This is a genomic window from Agrobacterium sp. 33MFTa1.1 (genome assembly GCF_004328495.1).
GTDB lineage: Bacteria > Pseudomonadota > Alphaproteobacteria > Rhizobiales > Rhizobiaceae > Agrobacterium > Agrobacterium pusense.
In genome coordinates this window covers 291,345-312,566 of record NZ_CP036360.1, presented here as the reverse complement: position 1 = coordinate 312,566, position 21,222 = coordinate 291,345, and the positions used below count along the sequence as shown (strand labels likewise).

At 58.8% G+C, this 21,222-nt stretch carries 20 protein-coding genes; 10 read left to right on the top strand and 10 right to left on the bottom strand.

Annotated features, from left to right (window positions below; translation table 11 throughout):
- Window positions 1-4: 4 nt before the first annotated feature.
- A complete protein-coding gene (locus EYD00_RS24840) occupies window positions 5-682 on the bottom strand; it encodes a class I SAM-dependent methyltransferase (RefSeq protein ID WP_034499602.1) in 678 nt (225 codons plus the stop codon).
- Between the two features lie 110 nt (window positions 683-792).
- On the opposite strand from EYD00_RS24840, the gene EYD00_RS24835 reads away from it, so the two are divergent.
- On the top strand, window positions 793-1,260 hold the full coding sequence (locus EYD00_RS24835; RefSeq protein ID WP_034499934.1) for an Rrf2 family transcriptional regulator: 468 nt from the start codon (window positions 793-795) through the stop codon (window positions 1,258-1,260).
- A 72-nt stretch (window positions 1,261-1,332) separates the two neighbouring features.
- On the opposite strand, the gene EYD00_RS24830 is transcribed toward EYD00_RS24835, so the two are convergent.
- The 3 genes from EYD00_RS24830 to EYD00_RS24820 all read right to left on the bottom strand — a co-directional run bounded on the left by EYD00_RS24830 (window position 1,333) and on the right by EYD00_RS24820 (window position 3,489).
- On the bottom strand, window positions 1,333-2,064 hold the full coding sequence (locus EYD00_RS24830) for an SDR family oxidoreductase (RefSeq protein WP_034499601.1): 732 nt from the start codon (window positions 2,062-2,064) through the stop codon (window positions 1,333-1,335).
- Window positions 2,065-2,118: 54 nt separating this feature from the next.
- Window positions 2,119-2,667 carry a flavin reductase family protein gene (locus tag EYD00_RS24825; protein ID WP_022557117.1) on the bottom strand — a complete coding sequence of 183 codons (549 nt, stop codon included), beginning with the start codon at window positions 2,665-2,667 and terminating at the stop codon, window positions 2,119-2,121.
- Window positions 2,668-2,739: 72 nt separating this feature from the next.
- Window positions 2,740-3,489: an SDR family oxidoreductase gene (locus EYD00_RS24820; RefSeq protein ID WP_022557116.1), complete on the bottom strand. Its 750-nt coding sequence runs from the start codon at window positions 3,487-3,489 to the stop codon at window positions 2,740-2,742.
- A 236-nt stretch (window positions 3,490-3,725) separates the two neighbouring features.
- Between EYD00_RS24820 and EYD00_RS24815 the strand changes: the two genes are divergently transcribed.
- The gene (locus EYD00_RS24815) at window positions 3,726-4,661 is read left to right on the top strand and encodes a hypothetical protein (RefSeq protein WP_034499599.1); all 936 of its coding nucleotides are present in this window, start codon (window positions 3,726-3,728) and stop codon (window positions 4,659-4,661) included.
- 19 nt (window positions 4,662-4,680) lie between these two features.
- Here the strand turns inward: EYD00_RS24815 and EYD00_RS24810 are convergent, their stop codons facing one another.
- Window positions 4,681-5,661 (bottom strand): helix-turn-helix domain-containing protein, encoded by a 981-nt coding sequence (locus tag EYD00_RS24810; protein WP_081859579.1) that lies wholly within the window; start codon window positions 5,659-5,661, stop codon window positions 4,681-4,683.
- 140 nt (window positions 5,662-5,801) lie between these two features.
- Window positions 5,802-6,530: an SDR family oxidoreductase gene (locus tag EYD00_RS24805; RefSeq protein ID WP_081859595.1), complete on the bottom strand. Its 729-nt coding sequence runs from the start codon at window positions 6,528-6,530 to the stop codon at window positions 5,802-5,804.
- A gap of 74 nt (window positions 6,531-6,604) precedes the next feature.
- On the opposite strand from EYD00_RS24805, the gene EYD00_RS24800 reads away from it, so the two are divergent.
- From EYD00_RS24800 to EYD00_RS26280, 4 genes are all read left to right on the top strand, one after another.
- On the top strand, window positions 6,605-7,261 hold the full coding sequence (locus EYD00_RS24800) for a TetR/AcrR family transcriptional regulator (RefSeq protein WP_022557112.1): 657 nt from the start codon (window positions 6,605-6,607) through the stop codon (window positions 7,259-7,261).
- A 78-nt stretch (window positions 7,262-7,339) separates the two neighbouring features.
- Window positions 7,340-8,257: a LysR family transcriptional regulator gene (locus EYD00_RS24795; RefSeq protein ID WP_022557111.1), complete on the top strand. Its 918-nt coding sequence runs from the start codon at window positions 7,340-7,342 to the stop codon at window positions 8,255-8,257.
- Between the two features lie 225 nt (window positions 8,258-8,482).
- Window positions 8,483-8,995, top strand: coding sequence for an MBL fold metallo-hydrolase (locus tag EYD00_RS26285; RefSeq protein WP_353505120.1), 513 nt, complete (start codon window positions 8,483-8,485; stop codon window positions 8,993-8,995).
- Window positions 8,971-9,459, top strand: coding sequence for an MBL fold metallo-hydrolase (locus tag EYD00_RS26280; protein ID WP_353505119.1), 489 nt, complete (start codon window positions 8,971-8,973; stop codon window positions 9,457-9,459). The genes EYD00_RS26285 and EYD00_RS26280 overlap by 25 nt, the downstream gene beginning before the upstream one ends.
- A 181-nt stretch (window positions 9,460-9,640) precedes the next feature.
- On the opposite strand, the gene EYD00_RS24785 is transcribed toward EYD00_RS26280, so the two are convergent.
- Complete coding sequence (locus tag EYD00_RS24785) at window positions 9,641-10,528, bottom strand: LysR family transcriptional regulator (protein WP_034499594.1); 888 nt, start codon at window positions 10,526-10,528, stop codon at window positions 9,641-9,643.
- Window positions 10,529-10,685: 157 nt separating this feature from the next.
- Here EYD00_RS24785 and EYD00_RS24780 point away from each other — a divergent pair, with 157 nt between their 5' ends.
- Window positions 10,686-11,570: a DMT family transporter gene (locus EYD00_RS24780; RefSeq protein WP_022557108.1), complete on the top strand. Its 885-nt coding sequence runs from the start codon at window positions 10,686-10,688 to the stop codon at window positions 11,568-11,570.
- A gap of 488 nt (window positions 11,571-12,058) precedes the next feature.
- A complete protein-coding gene (locus tag EYD00_RS24775; protein WP_051674319.1) occupies window positions 12,059-12,469 on the top strand; it encodes a hypothetical protein in 411 nt (136 codons plus the stop codon).
- Window positions 12,470-12,837: 368 nt separating this feature from the next.
- Here the strand turns inward: EYD00_RS24775 and EYD00_RS24770 are convergent, their stop codons facing one another.
- The 3 genes from EYD00_RS24770 to EYD00_RS24760 are packed head-to-tail and all read right to left on the bottom strand — an operon-like array spanning window position 12,838 to window position 18,288.
- Window positions 12,838-16,095: an error-prone DNA polymerase gene (locus EYD00_RS24770; protein WP_034499591.1), complete on the bottom strand. Its 3,258-nt coding sequence runs from the start codon at window positions 16,093-16,095 to the stop codon at window positions 12,838-12,840.
- Window positions 16,092-17,603, bottom strand: a complete 1,512-nt coding sequence (locus tag EYD00_RS24765) for a Y-family DNA polymerase (protein ID WP_022557579.1) — start codon at window positions 17,601-17,603, stop codon at window positions 16,092-16,094. The genes EYD00_RS24770 and EYD00_RS24765 overlap by 4 nt, the downstream gene beginning before the upstream one ends.
- Entirely contained in the window at window positions 17,524-18,288 is a 765-nt protein-coding gene (locus tag EYD00_RS24760; RefSeq protein ID WP_006699057.1) for an ImuA family protein, read from the bottom strand. Before EYD00_RS24760 ends, EYD00_RS24765 begins: the two co-directional genes overlap by 80 nt.
- A gap of 674 nt (window positions 18,289-18,962) precedes the next feature.
- Between EYD00_RS24760 and EYD00_RS24755 the strand changes: the two genes are divergently transcribed.
- On the top strand, window positions 18,963-19,928 hold the full coding sequence (locus EYD00_RS24755; RefSeq protein ID WP_006699058.1) for a magnesium and cobalt transport protein CorA: 966 nt from the start codon (window positions 18,963-18,965) through the stop codon (window positions 19,926-19,928).
- A 74-nt stretch (window positions 19,929-20,002) separates the two neighbouring features.
- The gene (locus tag EYD00_RS24750; protein ID WP_022557578.1) at window positions 20,003-20,959 is read left to right on the top strand and encodes a DUF808 domain-containing protein; all 957 of its coding nucleotides are present in this window, start codon (window positions 20,003-20,005) and stop codon (window positions 20,957-20,959) included.
- Window positions 20,960-21,222 lie beyond the last annotated feature (263 nt).

The window sequence follows — 21,222 nt, the reverse complement described above, 5'->3', positions numbered from 1 at the left end:
AGCATCAGGCGATCATGACCCAGCCGCGGAACGAAAGAGCGGCGTAGAACAGGCTTGGATGCTTGAAGCCCGCTTCGCGAAAGCACGCTTCTTCCCGGTCCTGCGAAAGCAGCGGCAGCCGCTCGGCCATCGCCTTGGCCGAGGCTGCTGCCTGTCCGGGCGCCGAAGTCGGGCCCACGGCAAATTCCGCAGATCTCTCCAGCCAGAGGTACGCTTGTCCATCGATCTCAGTGTGATGGGCAGCAACCAAAACGCCGCCCGGCTTCAGACGCCCGCGGATCTCCCGGAGAGTCTCCAGCCGCTCACGCCTATCGAGGAAATGGAGTGTCAGGAGACACACTGCCCCATCGAAGGGACCGGCGGGTGCATCAACCGCCGTTCCGTGAATAAGATGCGTTCGCTCGGCGCAAATCGATGTCGTTTGTCGAGCGATGTCGAGCATGGCAGGCGAGGGATCGACGCCGGTAAATCGCCAGTCCGGTCGCATCTCCGCCATTGCCCGGATCTCCAGGCCGCCGCCGGCACCCACGACGAGAATATCGGCAGGACCCCGCGCCTGTTCGGCAAGAAGCAGCGCTGCCATTTTGTGAAGGTCTGCAAGCCCTGGCACCTTGCGCGGCGTCTCAAGAACGTAGTCGCTCACGGCCGCCGGATTGGGGAATGGATTGGGATTGCTGCGCATGACAAACCGGTTTCTGTATCAGTTGAGGATACGTAACATGCTTTCGCTTCTTGTATCAAGTGGTGCTACATGATGTGCAGGATGATGATCGCATGGACCGAGGCCGGGCAATGAACAGGGATACGAGACTTTCTGACGTGCTGCATGTGCTATTGCACATGGCGCAGGTGAAGGAACCGCTGACATCGGAGGTTCTGGCCCGAAGTATGGGTACCAACCCTGCGGTATTCCGCAGGACGATGGCGGGTTTGCGTCGCGCCGGTCACGTCATGTCGGGCAAGGGGCACGGCGGCGGCTGGCAACTTGCGCGGCCCCTTAAGGAGATCACGCTCTTAGCCGTCTATGAAGCCCTGGAGCGGCCAACGCTCTTTGCCATCGGCTCGCGTGGCAGGCATCCGGAATGCAAGATCGAAGAGGCCGTCAATTCGGCGCTGGCGGAGACGATGCGGCGGGCGGAAAGCCTGCTGCTGGAGCGATTTGGCCAGGTGACGCTCGATCAACTGATGCCGTCTCAGGCAAAGGCTATATCCTCACCTTGCGGCAGTACCGTGTCCGCCGGCCGCACGGGGACTGAGTAGACCCGCATCGGCGTGCGTCACAACGCGAGCGATGCTGCAGGACCACAGCAGAGCCGGATGAGGTGCCGGGTTTCAGGCACTGGCCGTCGGTCGAACGACGATGTCGCTCGTGTCCACCTCGTCAGGCTGGTCTATGACATGCATGATGGCCGCTGCTATCGCCTCGGGCTTCAAAGCGATCTGGCGATAACTCTCCATGGCCTGCGCCGCCACCGGATCGGTGATCGTGTTGGCCAGTTCAGATTCCACCACACCTGGATAGATGCAGGTGACGCGGAGCTTGTCGTTCTCCTGGCGCAGCCCGTCCGAGATCGCGCGAACTGCATATTTGGTGGCGCAGTAAACGGCGGCCGTCGGCGAGACGGCAAAGCCGCCGATCGACGAGATATTGATGATCTGACCGGATCCCTGCCTGTTCATCAATGGCAGAACCGCTGCAATGCCATGCAGGACGCCCTTAATGTTGACGTCGATCATCCGGTCCCACTCGTCCACCTTCAGAGATGCCATGGGTGACAGCGGCATGATGCCGGCATTATTAATGATCACGTCGATCCGGCCGAACTCCTGCACTGCCGCATCCGCGAACGACCGGACGCTCTCACGAGAAGTCACATCAAGGCTTCTGTAGATTGCCCTACCCCCGGCAGCGGTAATGTCCTCGGCAAGCTTTTCGAGACGATCCGTTCGTCTTGCCCCCAGCACAACGGCAGCGCCTGAAGTGGCGAGAGTGCGCGCGGTCGCTTCGCCTATCCCGCTGCTCGCTCCGGTGATAAGGACGATCTTGTTGGCGATGTTCGTCATCGGATATTCCTTCCATGGTGGTTTCAAATGAGGCAACGGCCTGGCGCACGGTGCTCACGGCAGGTGACGCCACTTGACCATACGGTGGTTCAGGTCGAGCGTGCCGTTATCGACGGCGAAGGTCCCATCCCCGCGATGGTGCAGGGTTCGCCGTTCCGTCCGGCTTTCGTTGAGCCAGATTCTCTTCGCCTCAAGGATGAAGAGGTTGTAGGGATCGAGCAGCCTGTCATCGATTACCACGCATTCGATGTTGGCCAGGCAATCTTCGAGAAGCGGAGCTGAGACCTGCTCCGCGGGCTTGGTCTCGAGGCCAAATCTCTCGAACTTCTCGACATCCGCGCCGGAACAGTTTCCGATATCGACGACGGTTTCGGCCAGATCCAGTCCGGGCACGGCGATCACGCATTCACCGGTGTTACGAAGCGCCTGATAGCTGTGATCCCACGGGCCGATCACACATCCGATGAGCGGCGGATCGTGCTGAATCATCATGTGGAAACCCATGGTCATGACATTGGGCCTGCCGTTGTCGAGCGTCGATACCATCACGATCGGGCCAGGTTCAAGCAGGCGATAAACCTGCGATGCGGGTAGTTCCTTCATCTCGATCTCCTTCGGACATCTGGATTTCCTTCGGGACCCCTGCGCAATGGCAGGGGCCAAAAGGGCGGTGCATCACCAACCCTGTTCCACGGGCAGGACGAATAGCTCGGCAACATCGACATGCGCCGGGGCCTGCGCAGCAAAGACGATGGTGTCGCCGATGTCCTCACCATTGAGGAAGGTCATCTGGCCGGCGAGGTCATCCATCTGCTGGCGGTAGCCGGGATCGGTGATGTGATCGTAGAGCTCGGTTGCGACAGCACCCGGCTGAATGCAGGTAACCCGGATATTGTGCTTCGGCCCCACCTCCATGCGCAGACCATCCGAAAAGGCGGCTACTGCATGCTTGGTGGCGCAGTAGACAGACAATCCCTTGAACACCTTGCGACCCGCAATCGAGGACATGTTGAAGACGTGCCCGGACCGCTGCTTGATCATCTGAGGCAGGACGGCGGCCGTCGTGTTGAACAGGCCCTTCACATTCACATCCACCATCCGGTGCCACTCATTGACCTTGAACTGATCGATATCGGAGAGCGGCATCAGGCCTGCATTGTTGACGAGGATGTCGATTGCACCGTGGGTATCGATCAGCGTCTTGACGCCTGCTTCGACCGAGGCCGGATCGACCACGTCCATCTGCAGAACCAGAGCTTGACCACCGTTGGCTCCGATCTGCTGCTTGATATCCTCGAGCTTTTCGGTGCGGCGGGCGGCAATGCCGACCTTGACTCCGGCCTTCGCGAGCTTGATGGCGGTGGCAGCGCCGATGCCGCTCGAGGCGCCAGTTACGAGTGCAATCTTTCCATTGAGGTTAGTCATCGTCTTCACTCCTTGTCTTGGCCACCGATCAGGCGGCGGTTGCGTGTTGACAAGGAAGAAGATGGGGCGGACGGCAGGCCCCTTCTCTCGTGCTCTTGCTCCGCCTATTGCGATCTTGCGCGAAAGTTCGCGATCGCCAGGAGATGGTGTTATGCGTAGCTCCGGGAGGCAAAGAGGCGGGCCGCTCTGCACCTGCAAGCGGGCGGAATGAACTGCGAGGATAAGGAACTGAAGGCATGCAAAATCTACTTTGCCTGACCTCCGATGACAGCGCTGCCGGATATCTCAAGGCACATCATTCACGCTCTACATCCCAGCCGCAGATCGTCTCTTTGCCGCTCCGGCTGATCCGTACGCCCCTGGCATCCGAGGGCGCGAAGCTGGATGAGACCTGCGTCCTGTCCCGCCTGGATGCCGCCGATCGCGTAGAGATCTACGTCGACCCCGATCCTAACAGTCAGCTTCTCATGGCCCTACTACTGACCAGGGCCTGTGCCGCCGGGCTGGATGGCGGCAAGATCCATCTCCGGCATGGACCGTTGCGATGGGCCCATGTGGATAGCGGTACGCCGCCCGATACCGTGGCACTACCGGTCGAAGTGGATGACGCGCATATGACCGCCGCAAGGGCAATCTGGTCCGCCTATGCCGCTCCGTCGCCCGAGGCGTGGTTGAGTCTTTCGCCTGAGGATCTGGCCCATTTTCCCGCCATGCATCAGGCGTGGGACGCGCTGCTGGACGATCTTCCGCGCGCCGATACCGGCCTCGGCGCGTGCGAGCACCTGGTTCTGGAGACTATCGTCGCCAGGCCACGCCGAGTCGGTGATATCGCGGGCGTCTTCGCCCAATCTCCGTCACCGCTGATCGCGCTCCCGCAGACCGTTGCGCTGCTCAGTTCCCTGGCCTCCGGCGCGGCTCCGCTCATCGAGGGCCTCAACGGGCGACTTGGCGAAGACGACTTCGCCGATGATGTCGATGCCTTGGACGCCTTTCGCGACAGCCAGCTGGCATTGACGGCTCTGGGCCGCAGCGTACTCGCCGGCGAAACGGATATCGTGAAGGTCCGCGGCATCAATCGATGGTGGGGCGGAACACAACTGAAGGGTCACACCTGCTGGCGATGGGATAACAGGTCGCGCATGCTCATTCCACCGGCCCGGCCCGAGATGTGATACCGGGGCAGCGACGCGGTCAGCGCTTGCGATACTGGCTCGGAAGCAAGCCGGTCTCGCGCTTGAATACCTGGGCGAAATGGCTCGGGCTCGAATAACCGACCGCGATACCGACCCTGATAATGCTGAGATCCGTTTCCTGCAGGAGCTGCTGTGCCCTGGCGATCCGCTGGCGAATGAGATGGCGCGAGGGTGAGACGCCGGTTGCGTTCTTGAACAGGCGGCTGAAATGGAACTCGCTCATTCCGGTCGTGGCCGCAAGTTGCGCCAGGTTAAACGGTTCGGCCAGATGTTCCTCGAGATGCGCCATGGCACGCCGCAGCTTGTAGCCGGGCAGCGCGGCCTGCCGCCCCTCCTCACTCGCGCCGGCGGCGTAGTTGCGGATCAGATGCACGGCAAGGCTTTGCGCCATCCCCTCGACATAGAGTTGGCTACCCTTGCCTTCCGACACAAGCTCATGATGGATGAGCTGCAGAAAGTGGGTCAGCTGCTGGTCTCGCCCACCGGAGATATCGCGCAGGGCTGGCGCTGCTACGCAGCCGAGAACATCGCAGGCTACGCGCTCGAACAGGGGGACTGACATATAGAGATGCATGACCTTAAACGGATCAGATCCCATGGCGCGCCATCGCATCTCGTAGGGCCGGTCCGTGCGGGTCAGGAAGAAATCGCCAACCTTCACATGAGCGCTCGACCAGTCTCCATCCAGATCGCGTTCCTCGACCACCGCCTCGCCCGACATGATCCAGACGATCAGCGGCTCGGCAACTGCCGGCACCAGAAAAGCGTCCTGATTTTGCTGCCGCGTGTAGATCTGGACGAAGAGATCGTTCCACGCCAGACTGTCTCCGGTGAGGAGCGTTCGGCCGGTGATGAACTGCTCCAGACCGCGTGGCGACGTCCGCTCCGGCACAGTCTTTTCCGGCAAAGGCGCACGTTCGCAGACGGGTCTGACGGCGCCAAACGCCTCCGAAAGGGCAGGAGCTGATATTTCGGTCATGGCCTCTTCTCTTGGTGCGATCGGTCTGTTTTCCACCAGCGTGCTGCCGGTTAATGCGCAAGTCCGAGACTTGTTGCGGCCAGGTCGGCGGACGTCCGAGATTGGTAGGGTCGGCAAGAGCCGGCCCTGGCGTGGCACAATTACCAGGCGACGGGGCCCTCCGGTGCGACGAACTGGCCGGAGACGGCGCCATCGCCCAACAGCGCATATTGCACCGGCAGCCGCGCACCTTCTTCCGGAGTCAGGTAGCCATTGCCGCCGGTGAGATCGGTCTGGACATAGCCCGGCGCAATTGAATTCACGGCAATAGACGTGCCCTTGAGTTCCGCTGCAAGCTGCACTGTCAGCATGTTCAGCGCCGCCTTGGAGGCATTATAGCCGATCAGCCGCGCCTCGTAATAGGGCGATGTCGGATCGCCGTTGACCTGAAGTGAGCCGAGCGTCGTGGACACATTGACGATGCGACCGGCCGCGGATTTGCGCAGCAGCGGCAGCATGCCCTGCGTGACGGCTAGGCTGCCGAGGAAATTCGTCTCCATCAACCTTCGGGCCGCAGCGACAGTTCCAAGCGTCGGCGGACCGTCCGCGCCGTCGACGATGCCGGCATTGTTCACGAGAATGTCGAGCCGGCCATGCCGCGCTGCGATCTCCTCGGAAGCGGCGGAGATGGTCTTTTCGTCATTCACATTAATGACAATCGGCTCCACCGCGAGGCCGCCTCGCTCCAGTTCATCCGCCGCGGCCCATCCCCGCGCCCTGTCGCGGGCGCTCATCAACACTATGACACCGGCTTGCGCAAGTTGCCGTGCGATCTCAAAGCCGATGCCTTTATTGGCGCCCGTCACGAGCGCGATTTTCGTTCTATCCATCATAAATCACCTTTGCATATTGGGAGCATGCACGGCTAAATATATGAAGAATCATTCGCCTTTTGGATTCGCATATGGACGTCTCCCCACCACGTCATCTCAAAGCCCGCAAAACGCCGCGTCAAGCCCGTTCCAGCTCGACAATCGATGCGATTTTCGAAGCCACCATTCAGGTTTTGATCAAGGAGGGAACACATCGTCTGACGACCACGCGGGTCGCCGAGCGCGCCGGGGTCTCGGTCGGCACCATGTACCAATACTTCCCGCACAAGCAGTCCTTGCTCTACGCGCTCAACGAACGCTACCTGGACAGTTTGGCAGAGCGAGTGGAAATGACCTGCCGCAAGCTTCATGGCCGGTTGACCGCTGAAATGGTCGAGGCGCTCATTACCGCGTACTGGGAAGCAAAAATGGAGCGCAGTGATGTTACGCGCGCGCTCTACAGCTCTGCGGTCGAGTTGGACAATGAGGCGTTGATTGATGCGTTCGCAAGACGCATGGATGCCGCGACCAAGGCGATGCTGTTAAGCGCCCCAAATGCTCGCTACAGCGATATCAGTCTCGTCAACTTGACACTTCTATCCGTCATCTTCGGAACGGTCAGGAATGTCTTCGAACGCAACCTGCCACCTTCGGACCAGGACGCCATTCGTGATGAGATGAAACGCATGTGTCTCGCTTACCTCGCTGTGGCAGGCGGTGAGATGCAGGCGCCGATCCAAGTGGTTTGATGACCGCGGTTGGCTACCACCGTCTTCACACCCTGGCTATTTTTGGACGTGATCACATAGAAGTTTAGGAGCCTGCTCTTGGTACACCGCGTCGGACAATTGGAGATCGCCCTCCTCCTTGCACTGGATGCGTTGTTGCAAGAAGAGAATGTGACACGCGCTGCAGCAAAATTGAACATCACGCAGTCTGCACTGTCGGGTCGTCTCAACAAGCTCCGGCATCTATTGAACGACCCGCTGTTTACTCCAGCTTCGACCGGGAGGGGCATTGTCGCAACGCCCCATGCGCTGGCGCTCAAACCCGAGCTTGATCAACTCATTGAACGTCTCAAGCAGTTCGGGCGAAAGGCATATATTTTCGATCCAGCCTCAAGCGATCGGATGTTCACGATCGCGGCATCCGACAATCCCGCGGCCATCGTCGCTCCCGAGCTTCTTTCGCTCGTTCACAAGCAGGCTCCCGGTATCAACATCAGATTTGTTTTTCCGGATCGGGGCCACATAGGACGGCAGTTAGAGAGCGGCGATGTTGACCTTTATATCGGCGCTGCAAACGATGCACCTCTGGACCTGATCGGCCGTAGGCTATTCACCGACGAGCTCGTGACCGCCCAGCGAATAGGTCATCCGCGTGGCCGAGGACCATTGTCTCTCGACGAGTTTTGCGCCCATGAGCATCTATTAATCTCGTCCAACGGGGGAATGTTTTCAGGCGTGATCGATGAGGTTCTGGCTGAGCACGGTAAAAGTCGAAGAGTTTCTGTTTCGGTGCAAAGCTACGCGCTCGCGCCCCTGATTGTCGCCGGAACGGACTGCCTTTGCACGCTGCCAAAGCGCCTGCTGGAGCGCTTTTCGCATAGCCTTGATCTGTTCAAGCCGCCAATCGAACTCGGCGAGTTTGCTCTTAAGTATTTCTGGCATCCTCGCATGACGTCGGATCCGGCGCACCAATGGCTGCGAACCATCGTGGCTGACTCATCTGCAGGTACATCCTGAGTCCGGTGATCCTCTATGATCATTTACAGCGATAGGTCGCATCGCCGGTTCTGATTGGCGTCCTGCCCGGATCTGTCAAATATTCCGAACGGCCCCACCAAATGACCCGGTGTTGACGCCGCGGACGACTCCCGGTCTCGGCGCAATAAGTCAACACATGCACATGGTGTCGGTCGTCCAATTCGACGTCATCAATTCGACAGCCACGTTGAGAGAAATAAACCGATGCGCATAAAAATGCCCGTGATTTTCGCCGCTGCAGCATTCGCCGCAGCATTATCTGCTCCTGTGTTTGCCGGAGAGAACGTAACTGCTATTGTAAACTATCAGCAGGTTACAGACAGTTATAGTTTTCCCCTGGGAGATATCCGTATCACTGCTCTTTCAGATGGAACTGTGCCCCAGGACCTGTACAAGCTGCTGACCGGCACGTCGCAGTCCCATACCACGGAGCTGCTTGATAAGGCATTCCTGGCGAACCCTGTTGAAGCATCCATCAACGCATTTCTGATCCAGAGCCCAGGCAAAAACATTCTTGTGGATACCGGCTCCGGTGATTTGTTTGGTCCGGGGAATGGCGGAAAACTACTGGACAGCCTTGCAAGTGTAGGCGTCAAAGCTGATGACATCTCTGACATACTCATTACACACATCCACACCGATCACACCGGCGGTCTGGTGCGAAATGGTCAACCGCGTTTCGCAATGCCACCGTGCACGTCGGCGCGCCGGATCTGAGCTTCTTCCTCGACTCGTCGAACGCAAAGAAGGCAGTATATCCTGAGAGTTATTTTGACGAAGCAGCAAAAACGATCGGTGCCTATGAGCGGCTCGGCAAGGTGAAAACCTTTGGAGACGGCGAAACGATCCTGCCGGGCGTGCGGGCGTCTCTTCACCCCGGGCATACACCGGGCAGCGCCTTTTTTATCGTCTCAAGCAGAGAAAAATCCATCACTTTCATTGGCGACGTGATCCATGTTGCGGCCGTGCAGTTTCCAGACCCGAACGTAACAATTCTTTATGATGTCAAACCTCAAGAGGCCGCTTTAGCTCGAAAGGAAGCTTTCGAAGATTTCGCTCAACATCGCAAACTTGTGGCGGCCCCGCATATCCCCTTCCCCGGCGTTGGCTATATTCGTTCAGAAGGGCCGGATACGTTCTCCTGGCATCCCCTCGAATACCGAAACCGCGCCGGCAACTAAAAAGCGGTTCTGATGAATAAGTAGTAACGAGGGTGCCGGTCTGTTCTTACCGGCCCTCTTAGCTACGTTTCGCTAGAGTGGGAAAGTTCACCTTGCCATATGTGAAACGATCCTCCAATTAACCCCGCCGAGGGCCGCGCCTGAGATAGGAATTGCGAACCATGAAAACATCTCGCGGAGATCAACTCGCAAGCGCCAATCCGCCCTGTCGAGTTGTATCCCTCTTGATCTCGGCCACGAGGCTGTCCAAGGCGGCATTCCTCAATTTACGCGATCGACGCACTATGTAGGCTAATGCGGGCGGCTGCGGAAGCCGTTCTGTCATGATTTTCATCTCGCCGCGGATATGCCGATCGCTCAACAGGGCGACGCCCATGGCCGCGTTGACGCCGGAGACGATCCCCGCGGCACTCGAACATTCGAAGACTGTCTCAAGCACCGCGTCGTCCTGGCCGATGTCGAGCGCCCACTGTCGGTAAAAGCATTCGTCATCGAACGACAAGAATGGGATCGGGCGGTGGACCGCCAGCACCAGCTCTGGATGCTTGACCCAGTGCAGTTGCTCCCTAAACAGCACGATGTCCGTTGGGCGGACCTCATGGCTGAAGACCTGGATGATCGCGGCGTCGAGCTCACCCCGTTCGAGCATGGCGCGCAGGATCAAGCTCATGCGGACTTTCGTGCGAACGGTGACGTTGGGGTGTAGCCGCCGAAACCGGCACAGGATGCGGGCGAGATCGGTGCAGGCCGTATCCTCGGTCAGGCCAAGCGCCAACCGTCCAGCCAGTGGCGTCTTCGAGAGGCTGAGCAAGGCTTCGTCATGCAACTCCAGAATACGGCGGGCGTAATCGAGAAGGTCTTCTCCGGCGGCGGTGAATATTGGCCCCCCGGGCTTGCGGCCGAGCAGTTCGCAATCGAGGCTGATCTCCAGCCGCTTGATCTTGTGGCTCACCGCAGACTGTGAAAGCCCCAACACGACAGCCGCCTTGGTGATGCCGCCATGTTTTCGGATCGCCGAAAGCGCCCGCAATGAGTCGATCTCCAGTCTGCGTCCGTTGACTTCCTTCAACGCCCTCTCGGCTCGATTTGTTCGCAAACTACCCTACCACAATTGGCTTTTGAGATGACACAAATTTCAGACATGTCATCGCGTCATCGATATTTGTCATGTGCGCTTTGCGAGAGATGGCCCTACGATTCCCGCGTAAAGATACCCAGAGGGCGCCATGGCCACTTCCGCAGCGCCGAAACGGCACCCTCTGCTCTGGCCCTTTTTGGCGACACTGCTGATCCTCGGCTGGAGTTCGGGTTTCGTCGGCATCCGTTACGCGAATGAGCAAGCCAGCGTCATGCTTCTCCTGTTTTGGCGGACGCTCCTGTCGGGTCTGATCCTGCTTCCCTTTGCACTTTCGATCGGACCAAGTCTGTCTTTGAGGGTGATCCGGGATCAGGCCCTCTTCGGCATCATGTCTGTTTTCCTTTACCTCGGTGGCTTTGCGCTCGCGATCGAGCAGAGGGTTCCCACGGGTCTCGTTGCATTGATCTCCGACCTCCTGCCGCTCGCGATCGCCGCCCTATCCCAACCCGTTCTCGGGGAGCGTCTGTCACCAAGGCAGTGGATAGGCACAGCCATCGCCGTCGTCGGCGTTCTCATCGTGTCCATCGACAGCCTCAGTATCGGTTCGGCTCCGCTTTGGGCATACGGCGTGACTGTGGGGTCGATGCTCATCTTTGCGGTCGCCTCGGTGCTGCATAGGAGACGTCGACATCAGACAATTGCTATCCATCAGATCCTTTGCATTCAAACCTTGACCGGATCGGTCCTGTTCGGGGCATGTGCGGCGACGCAGGGGGGCCTTACGCCGCCGATGACCGTCGAGTTTGCGCTCGGGATAATCTGGCTCGTGTTGATCGCGACCTTCCTTGCTTACGCCGTCTATTACACCAGCCTGCGGCTGTTCCCGGTGGCCAAGGTCAGCGCTGCTATCTATCTCAGCCCACCGGTGACGATGCTATGGGCCTGGGCACTATTTTCAGAACCTCTAACGATCGCGATGTTCATGGGACTTGCGGTGACGCTGGTCGGCGTTTGGATGACATCGCGATCGTAGGTATCAGCCCAATTCGAACAAAAGGGGTTGAGGGAGCAACCAATGCCACCTCTTCGAAGGGTAGCCCGGGGAGGCTCAACAGGTTGTCCATGTAGAATGACAATTTTGAGTCAAGAAGGGGAAGTTACGCCTTGAGCGGATGCGAACCGGCGTCCCGCGAAACTGGGCGGCGCGTATCGATCCGGGCGTCGTGCAATCCACGCAAGCCGCAAAGGGACGCCGGCCGCGACGACGTGTATACACTCGAACACGAAGGTCTGGACGTTATTGAGGTCATCGACAAAGGGCTCTTCCCGGTAGATGACCGGCACGTCATGTCATAGCAAATCATTGCACACAGGATCCTGAACGAAGCGGGACGACCTGGCGCGCTGCGGAATAGATTGGTCTGGACTTTCTGGCTTCGTTTTGACTTATCATTGACACACCTTCCGGCCGGACCATTTCCATTAACTCCGTCTGGAGGGCAGGCTTGCTGGTGTGCTGATTTGTTCATATTCGAAAAACTCTTCTATCGGGTCAGGGTCGCCTTGTGGCGGGTGTCTTTCTTCCGGCGCAATGCGTCCCCATGGCCATTCAAGGTGGAGGTCTCCCGTCACATTGACGCTTCTGAGCCGGACGAAGGTGGGTTCTATGCCTACCATTACGAGTACGACGTATATCTATTTTCAGATGGGGTGATGATGTTGACAGCGCGTGCCTACATCGATGAGCCGACCAAGGCAGAGTTGATCGGTTGGGCAAGGGGTGAGCGTAGCTGCCGGCTGAAGAAAAGTGATTTGGATCACCCACTTGTCTTGAGGGCCGCCGAGCATCTCCGTCAGGCCGGTAAATCCGACCTTTCTTGGCTGAGTGCCAAGGATCGGGGATATGTCCGGGTCAATGTCGCTGCGGCTTAGAGATTCCCAGGAAGGCAGCGACCGGAATTGTCTTTAGGCCTTGGCCTGAAGTTTAACGGCTGGCGTAGGTGGATGAAGGACGCCTTTCATCGCCACGCAGCTGGCCGCAGTAGCAATTTAAGTGCTTTCATCGCAACAGGAGAGTTGCTGCGCCTTCGATAACAGACGAAAGACAAGGATCAACAGGCTCCGTCCGCAGAGTCTTGGAGCCCGTACGGAGGCCGCCATCGCTTTGCGCCAGGATCGTTTACAGGTGTCCATGGGCGGCGTTGGCATCGCAGGCGTCGAGCTTACAAGCAGGTTTTCAGGCACAAACGCCGCAGCCGATAGCCGGGTTTGTTCGCAGGAAATTTTCGCGCGGCAATAATTCATTGAAAATTCCGGCTCTTCACCTTGAGCGTTTCGATATGGAGATCAGGCACGAACATATCCCTTGGGACGACCGGCTTCGGCCGATCGCGTGAATCCGGCCCGCTGCCTCCGTGGGCAAACTCATCGCCGCGACCAGCCGGCAGCCTGAACTCCGTATCTCGATCGGCAAGGCCAACCAGATCGCCTGAGAGATCGAAGAGTTGCTGGGCGACGAGATGGACGACCTCCCCTTCCCGCTGAATCCGTCCGTTGATCGCCATCATCGAAGATCCCAGCACGATGCGCCTGCGTTTCTCGAACAGGGTGGGCCAGACAACGACGTTGGCCGGTCCGGTCTCGTCCTCGATGGTGATGAACATCACACCCTTGGCCGATCCCGGCTTCTGCCGCACCAGCACGAGTCCAGCGGTATAAACCCACCGCCCATCACGGGCATTCATCGCCTCGGCACAGGAAATGATATTGCGTGCCGACAGGTCCTTGCGCAGAAAGGCGACAGGATGCTGGCGCAAAGTGAGCCCGATGTGGCTGTAGTCCTCGATGACGTTATGGCCGTCCGTCATTTGCCGAAGCGCCACCTCTGGCTCCTGCTGCTCGGCAATCGCCGTCGCCTCGCGTTCGGCTGCGGCTGCAAACAACGGCAAGGGCTCGTCGCGCAGCGCCTTGATCGCCCAGAGCGCATCGCGTCGTTCGAGTTTCAGCGATGGCAGAAAGGCGTCGGCCTCTGCCAGTTGAACAAGCGCTTCGGTCGGCACGCTGGACCGGCGCCACATGTCATCGACTGAGGCGAACGGGTTGTTCATGCGCGCTGCAACGATCCGTGCGGCGTCCGCGACAGCCAGCCCTTTCACCTGCCGAAACCCGAGGCGCACAGCATGACGATCGCCGCCTCCAATCCTTTCCAGCGTGCAGTCCCATCGCGAGCGGTTGACGCAGACCGGCCGCACCTCGACGCCATGCTTGATCGCGTCTCCGACGATCTGGGCCGGAGCATAAAATCCCATGGGCTGGCTGTTGAGAAGGGCTGCACAAAAGACGTCGGGGTAATGGCACTTGATGTAGTTCGAAGCGTAGGCAATCAACGCAAAGGAGGCCGCGTGACTTTCCGGAAAGCCGTATGAGCCAAAGCCTTCCAACTGCGAAAAGGTCTTTTCGGCGAACTCGGACGAATATCCGTTCTTGACCATGCCTGACACCAGCTTGTCCTTGAAGCGCGAGACGCCGCCGGTGAACTTGAAGGTCGCCATGGATTTGCGCAGCTGGTCGGCCTCACCACCGGTAAAGCCGGCACAGACCATGGCGACGCGCATCGCTGACTCTTGAAACAGCGGCACGCCCAGCGTCTTGCCGAGCACCGCCTCCAACTCGGGTGTCGGATACTCGACGGGCTCCTTGCCTTCGCGACGACGGAGATAGGGATGCACCATGTCACCCTGGATTGGGCCCGGCCGCACGATGGCCACCTGCACGACGAGATCGTAGAACGTGCGCGGTTTTAACCGCGGCAGCATCGCCATCTGCGCACGGCTTTCGATCTGGAAGGTGCCGAGCGTGTCAGCCTTGCGGATCATTGCATAGGTCGCCGCATCCTCTTGGCTGATTTTCGAGAGATCAAGATCCTGCCCTTTGTGCTCGCGGATGAGATCAAAAGCCTTGGCCATGCAGGTGAGCATCCCGAGCGCCAAGACATCCACCTTCATGAACTTCAGTGCCTCAACGTCGTCCTTGTCCCATTCGATGATCTGCCGGTCTTTCATCGTCGCCGGTTCGATCGGCACGAGATCGTCTAGCCGGTCATGGGTGAGGACAAAGCCGCCGGGGTGCTGACCCAGATGCCGAGGCGCGCCCATCAACTGCTGCGCGAGTTTCAGGGTGAGCGCCAGACGCCGGTCATTGGGGTTGAGATTGAGTTCCCTGATGTTTCGGTCGGGAACTTCTTCCGACCAGGACCACATGCCCGATGACAGCGCCTTGATGACATCTTCAGGCAGGCCAAGCGCCTTACCGACATCGCGGATTGCGCCCTTGGCCCGGTAGCGGGTGACGGTTGCGCAGAGTGCCGCCTTATCCTTGGTATAGGTCTTGTAGATCCACTGGATGACCTCCTCGCGCCGTTCATGCTCGAAGTCGACATCGATATCCGGCGGCTCGTCGCGTTCCTGACTGACGAAGCGCTCGAAGAGGAGATCATTGGTCGAGGGATCGATCGAGGTGATGCCAAGGATATAGCAGACAGCGCTGTTGGCCGCAGATCCCCTGCCCTGGCAGAGAATGCCCTGACTTCGGGCAAAACGGACGATCGAAAACACCGTCAGGAAGTAAGGCGCGTATTTCATGGTGCGGATGAGATCGAGCTCGTGCCGAACGGTCTTTAAAACATCCGGTGGCAGGCCTTCCGGATAACGATCGGGCGCACATTCCCAGACATAATGCTCGAGCGATCCTTGAGCATCCTTGCCCGGCACGATGGCTTCCTCCGGGTACTGGTAGGTCAGTTCCTCGAGCGAGAATTTGCAGCGACGCACGATTTCCAGGGTTCGCGCGAGTGCTTGCGCGTAGCGCGGAAACAGGCGTGCCATTTCCTCCGGTGGCTTGAGGTAGCGGTCGGCGTGGCGTTCGCGCTCAAAGCCGACATCGTCGATCGTGGTGTTGTGCCTGATACAGGTGACGATGTCCTGCAATTGCCGCCGGCCCGGCTCATGAAACAGCACATCATTGGTGACGACGGTTCTGACCTTGAACCGCGTCGCCATGTTGGAAATCTCATGCAGCCGCAACTGGTCGTTCGGTCGCCGACGCAAACAGAGAGAGACGTAAGCGCGATCACCAAACAGCTCAGCCATCTTGCGAAGCTGCGAGGCGCAGGTGGCATCCGGCAGATCAGGTACCAGAATGCCGATCATGCCCTCGGCGTAAGCGACGATATCGTCCCAATGCAGGATACAGTTGTTCTTGCCGCCACGCGATTTTCCCAGCGTGATGAGGCGCGTCAGGCGCGAATAGGCAGCGCGATCCATCGGATAGACCAGCACAGACATGCCATCCGCCAGATCGAGACGACAGCCAACGACCAGGCGCAACCCGGTGGCGCGCGACGCCTCAAGCGCCCGAACAATTCCGGCAAGCGAATTGCGATCGACGACGCCGATTGCGTCGATACCGAGCTGTTTCGCGGTCTCAAACAACTCCTGTGCAGAGGAGGCGCCGCGCAGAAAGGAAAAGTGGGTCGTGACCTGGAGCTCGGCGTAGCTCATGCGAAGATCCCGTGGCAGAACCAGCGATGGGACCCGGTCTCGGGATCCACTCCGTCGCCGGAGCGGAACACCCACAGGCGCTCGCCTGCCTCGTCCTCGATGACAAAGTAGTCCCGCACCGCGTCCATTTCGGCGTCGCGCTGCCACCACTCCCCGAAGATGCGTTCCGGGCCGTCGGCGCGTTTGACCTTACGGCGCTTGCCGCGCCAGACGATCGAGACCGGCGGGCGGTCCGGCATCAGCGCAATCGCCTCGATCAGTTCGGGCCGTGGCAAAAGCCGGACTGGACGGCGCCAATGGCTCACCCAGGCAACAGGGATCGGTTCAGCAACGGGACTGATCCGCCGGACGGAACGTTCCGGCACATCGGATGCAACCGGTGCGACGCGATAGACCCGCTGGCCGCGGTTTCCATAGATGTCGATCAGTGGCGTCACATCGGTGACGTCATCCTCGACCAGAGCAGAGACTTTCTGCGCCTCTTCCAATGGCTCGGCCAGAACCGCAACAAGGGTGAGCCTCTCGATCCCGAAACCCGGCTCGATCTTTTCCGTCCGGTCCCGAAACAGTTTCGTCAGCCAGGCTACGTCGCGGGCGGGCTTGGCTGTTCCGGCGCGGATTGCCTGTCTGGTGCCATCGACCTTCTCGACAATCAGGTCAGCCCGACGCACGCCGAGCCCCCGCTTTTGGAGTTCATCGACCAATTGCACGACAAGGCGGCCGACATATTTGTTGATGGTCTCCGCTGCGCCAATCGGTTCAGCGAAGGCTTTCGAAACCTCGACCAGCTCAGGCGTGCGGATCGGCTCGATAGGCTCGGCGATGCGACAGAGCATCTGATCGAGACGGCGCCCAACCTCCGGTCCAAAGCGCAACGTCAGCGGCGCGCGCGGGGTATTGGCAAGCTCCCCGATCGTCTGAAATCCGAGAATGCGGAGATCGCTGACAATCTTTGCCGGCAGACGCAGGAGCGATATCGGCAGCTTTTCAACGGCCCGCACTGTCTCACCCGGCGGAATGACGATCGTCTCGCGGTTGATGGCGCGGGCGCAGGCATGGGCTGCACCCCAGCTGTCGGCGACCGCCACGCGGGCAGTCAGCTTCCTGCCAAGAAACCGGTTGGCGATCTTTGTCACCATTGGCAGCTCACCGCCCTGCAGGTGGTCGGCGCCTTCGGTGTCCATCACGATGCCGTCGATCCCGTCAATCGCGACGATCGGCGAATAGATGGTTAGTGCCCACAGTGTGATGCGTTCGAGAGCTACCCGATCGGCTTCGATATCGGCGTCGACCATCATCAGGCCATGAAACAGCGACTGCGCCTTTGCCGCCGGCATGCCGACATGCACGCCTGCCGCCCTGGCAGCCAGGTCGGCAGCCGAAACCCATCGCTTCGACCCGCTTCTTGCGATCACGGCAATTGGCTGTTCAGGCGAAATGGAGGGATCCGCCCGCCGAATACGATCCGTCGGCAGATCCGGAAGATAGATCGAGACGACCCTTGTCATCACACGCCCTCACGAGAAACTCAGCACACTCACCCGCTTTCACGCGCATCAATTCAAGAAACCATTGAGGCCTGCCCACCCCCGGTACCGGCAGCTCTTCCGATGGCATCACACTGACCCGCCATCTGGTTGTTGACGCCGTCGGCTGGCCAAAATCATTCGCCTCGGTCTGCCGTCGCCATCGCCGGACGGCAAGAGCCATCGTCCCGGTTCGTTCGGCGGCTAGCTGCAATCGGCGGGAACTGACCATCGGCAGGCGGACAAGTTCGCCGACGACCGCCCCGAGACCGCCGAACGACAGTCCCTCCTCCATATTGGCCAGAACATCCTCTTCCCTGTCGGACTCGACAAAAATAACGCGGTCAGGATGGAGGCCTACCTGAGCAAGCGCCGGAAAAAACAGATCCGGTCGCGTCAGACACCAGATGACCGGGCCTCTGGTTCGCGCGGCAATGCCCGCCACAAAAAGCGCTGCTGCTGCGCCATCGACCGTACCGGATCCTCCGCCCGCAAACTCATGCAGGGCTCCATAGGCAAGCCCGCCGCCAGGCAAGGCCGCATCGATCTTGGGGACACCGAAGGCGAGCGTTCCGGGCCGCTTCGCGGCTGCGCCCTCCATCGAGGCGATGCGGTCACGCAAGTCACAGATCAGATCTGTTACCCCCTTGGGGCGGGCAGCAGTCATCGTTCACGGCTCCCTTCAAGGTCGTGTTCATAGGATCGACGTCATGTCGTACGGGCTATCTGTTCATTGTTTGTTCCTATAGTGCAAAAGAGTCAAGCACTACAAAGTTGAGGAATATTATCCCAATATTAGCAAGGTCGAAGATTCGAAAAAGATTCAAGCACGTAGGAAGCAAAGAATTTTTTTGGCATGTGCCTATTGTCGACCCCATGCGGTATTGTGGCGGCGACGGACATGGGTATCGCCAGTGCGAAAAGTGCACGTTGCGGCGATTGCATTGGCGTTGGGTACAGCGCGATGTCCCCGGATTTCTCTTTTTCAACGGGTTCTGCGGGCAACGAAACGCGATCCTGCGGATCTCGAACCGGAAGACCTTGCGGGGCGCGACCCGTCTCACGTCGGTTAGGGGACTGAACGAAGCTGACATTGGCCGTACTCCATCGCTGTCGAAACGTCTCGTTAAAGTGCCTGTTCCGCATCGAGATCAGTTTGAAGCCCGTTTCCCTTTAACGAACTTCAGATTTGCAGCAGTGTTTCCCTGCTTCGATGCAGTAGCAAAGTGGCTGATGACGCCCTATCGACACAGTCCTGGCATTTAGACTTTGCGTCGCCCTCTTGCCACGGCTGTAGCTGGGTGCCACATCGCAAGCCATTGCCATTAGAGAGCGACCTTCATGACAGTTATAGCCTCTTACATCTATCGGCTCGGCGAGCGCACCGAAAAACTCCCCTTGACGGGCGACCCGTTCCAAGAGACCGACGGCGAATTTGCCTGGATCGGCATTGCCGACCCGACACCCGATGAAATGGCATGCCTCAAGTCGATGTTCGATCTCCATCCATTGGCGGTAGAAGATGCCCTCAATGGCAAACAGGTGCCCAAAGTCGAAGTCTATGGCGACCAGCTGTTCGTCATCATCAAGACCGCCCATCTCGAAGGAGACAAGATTGCCTATGGCGAGACCTGTATTTTTGTCGGCCGGCACCATGTGATCTCCGTTCGGCATGGTTCGGCACGCTCACACAGGGAGTTACGGGAACAGCTCGAACAGTCTCCACAACTCCTGGATCACGGGCCCGACTATGTCCTGCACGGTATCATCGACTTCGTGGTAGACGGCTATCTTCCGATGGTCGAGGCTCTGGAGGACAAGGTGCTCGAGATGGAAAAGCATATGCTGATCTCTTTTCTCGAACGCGAGCAGATCAGACGGCTTTTTCGCATGCGCCGACAGGTCATCCGGTTTCAGCGCATCCTCGGCCCGATGGCCGAGGTCGTGGGCAAGCTGACAAACCTCGAACTGCCCTGTATCGACGACAATGCCAAGGCCTATTTCCGGGATGTGCTCGACCACGTTCGGCGCGTCGAGTTCATGATGTCAGGTCTGCGAGAAATCATCACCTCCGTGTTCGAAGCCTCAAACCTTCTGGAACAGCAGCGTCAGGGAACAATCACCCGGCAGCTTGCTGCCTGGGCCGCGATTCTCGCCGTGCCTACGGCGATAGCTGGCATTTATGGAATGAATTTTGAGCATATGCCGGAGCTGAAATCGGAATATGGCTATTATGTCGTAATCGGTGTCATTCTTACACTTTGCGCTATCCTGTATTCCAGTTTCAAAAAAACAGGGTGGCTGTAGTGTAATCCCGTCTCTCAAGACTATCTAGCGCACAGCCTAAATCGCATCGCACTGAAGCCGTAAAGGAGTTGGATTTGGCCACTGGACTGATCGCATTGCTTGACGACGTTGCAGCCATCGCGAAGGCCGCAGCTGCCTCGTTGGACGACATCGCAACGCAGACAGCGAAAGCCAGCGTGAAGGCGGCGGGCGTCGTGATCGACGATACTGCCGTTACTCCGACCTATGTTATTGGCCTGGCTCCTGCACGTGAGCTTCCGATCATCGGAAAGATTGCGCTCGGATCGCTGAAAAACAAGCTGATCTTTCTCCTGCCGATCTGTCTTGTGCTTGGATATTTTGCTCCATGGCTCATTACCCCCCTGCTCATGATCGGCGGAATTTATCTGTCCTTTGAAGGCGCGGAGAAGCTTCACGAGGCCTTCTTTCCTCACGTCACCAAGCACGATCAGGCTCAGAACGCGGCGCTCGACGCGACGGATCTCGAAAACCGCAAAGTTTCCGGCGCGGTCCGGACCGACTTTATCCTCTCAGCCGAGATTATGGCGCTTACGCTTGCCGGGGTTTCGACATTGAGCATCTATTCGCAAGCTGCGGTGCTGGCAACCGTCGGCATCCTGATCACCGCTGCAGTATATGGTGTCGTGGCCATCATCGTCAAAGCAGACGATGTGGGACTGCACCTGGCAAAGGCAGGAAGCCCTTTAGCAAGCAAAGTCGGAGCGGGCCTCGTGAAGGGCGTGCCCGTGCTTTTGAAGACATTGGCTATCGTCGGGACGGCGGCAATGCTGTGGGTAGGTGGAAGCATCATCGTGCACAGTCTGGCAGGGCTTGGATTGCATCAACCAGAGCATCTGATTGAAACGTTTGCATCTAATATCGAACACACAGTGGCGGTTCTTCCGCAAATCACCAAGTGGCTGGCCACCTCTTTGGCCCAGGCAATCATCGGCATTGCGACAGGCGCAATTGCAATCCTGCTCCTGTCCATCTGGAAGCAACTCATTCCTGGCGACACTAGGACCAGCTAGCGTTCCGTCGCTGGTTTCATAGAACCAGGTGCGGTGGATTACGCACGTGTAGCTGCTATGGTCGTTCTGGATGGACCTTGCCAGACTTGACGGAGGCGCAAGGGCCTTCCGCATTGGGTTATGTCCGGCGCCACAGTGGCCGCGCTTGTGGACGGCTTACGACAAAGTGCGACTGGCTCCTACCAGGTATGGGGGAACGGCAGGACAATACCCGCGTTTATATGCTCCACTAGTGAAGCGCACTTGATGCGGTGAACACATTG

Excerpts from the sequence above, each read along its gene's own strand:
- EYD00_RS24840 (WP_034499602.1), bottom strand. The coding sequence starts at position 682 with ATGCGCAGCAATCCCAATCCATTCCCCAATCCGGCGGCCGTGAGCGAC.
- EYD00_RS24780 (WP_022557108.1), top strand. The coding sequence starts at position 10,686 with ATGGCCACTTCCGCAGCGCCGAAACGGCACCCTCTGCTCTGGCCCTTT.
- EYD00_RS24765 (WP_022557579.1), bottom strand. The coding sequence starts at position 17,603 with ATGACAAGGGTCGTCTCGATCTATCTTCCGGATCTGCCGACGGATCGT.
- EYD00_RS26285 (WP_353505120.1), top strand. The coding sequence starts at position 8,483 with ATGCGCATAAAAATGCCCGTGATTTTCGCCGCTGCAGCATTCGCCGCA.
- EYD00_RS24815 (WP_034499599.1), top strand. The coding sequence starts at position 3,726 with ATGCAAAATCTACTTTGCCTGACCTCCGATGACAGCGCTGCCGGATAT.
- EYD00_RS24805 (WP_081859595.1), bottom strand. The coding sequence starts at position 6,530 with ATGGATAGAACGAAAATCGCGCTCGTGACGGGCGCCAATAAAGGCATC.
- EYD00_RS24825 (WP_022557117.1), bottom strand. The coding sequence starts at position 2,667 with ATGAAGGAACTACCCGCATCGCAGGTTTATCGCCTGCTTGAACCTGGC.
- EYD00_RS24755 (WP_006699058.1), top strand. The coding sequence starts at position 18,963 with ATGACAGTTATAGCCTCTTACATCTATCGGCTCGGCGAGCGCACCGAA.
- EYD00_RS24830 (WP_034499601.1), bottom strand. The coding sequence starts at position 2,064 with ATGACGAACATCGCCAACAAGATCGTCCTTATCACCGGAGCGAGCAGC.
- EYD00_RS24820 (WP_022557116.1), bottom strand. The coding sequence starts at position 3,489 with ATGACTAACCTCAATGGAAAGATTGCACTCGTAACTGGCGCCTCGAGC.
- EYD00_RS24770 (WP_034499591.1), bottom strand. The coding sequence starts at position 16,095 with ATGAGCTACGCCGAGCTCCAGGTCACGACCCACTTTTCCTTTCTGCGC.
- EYD00_RS24810 (WP_081859579.1), bottom strand. The coding sequence starts at position 5,661 with ATGACCGAAATATCAGCTCCTGCCCTTTCGGAGGCGTTTGGCGCCGTC.
- EYD00_RS24800 (WP_022557112.1), top strand. The coding sequence starts at position 6,605 with ATGGACGTCTCCCCACCACGTCATCTCAAAGCCCGCAAAACGCCGCGT.
- EYD00_RS24835 (WP_034499934.1), top strand. The coding sequence starts at position 793 with ATGAACAGGGATACGAGACTTTCTGACGTGCTGCATGTGCTATTGCAC.
- EYD00_RS24760 (WP_006699057.1), bottom strand. The coding sequence starts at position 18,288 with ATGACTGCTGCCCGCCCCAAGGGGGTAACAGATCTGATCTGTGACTTG.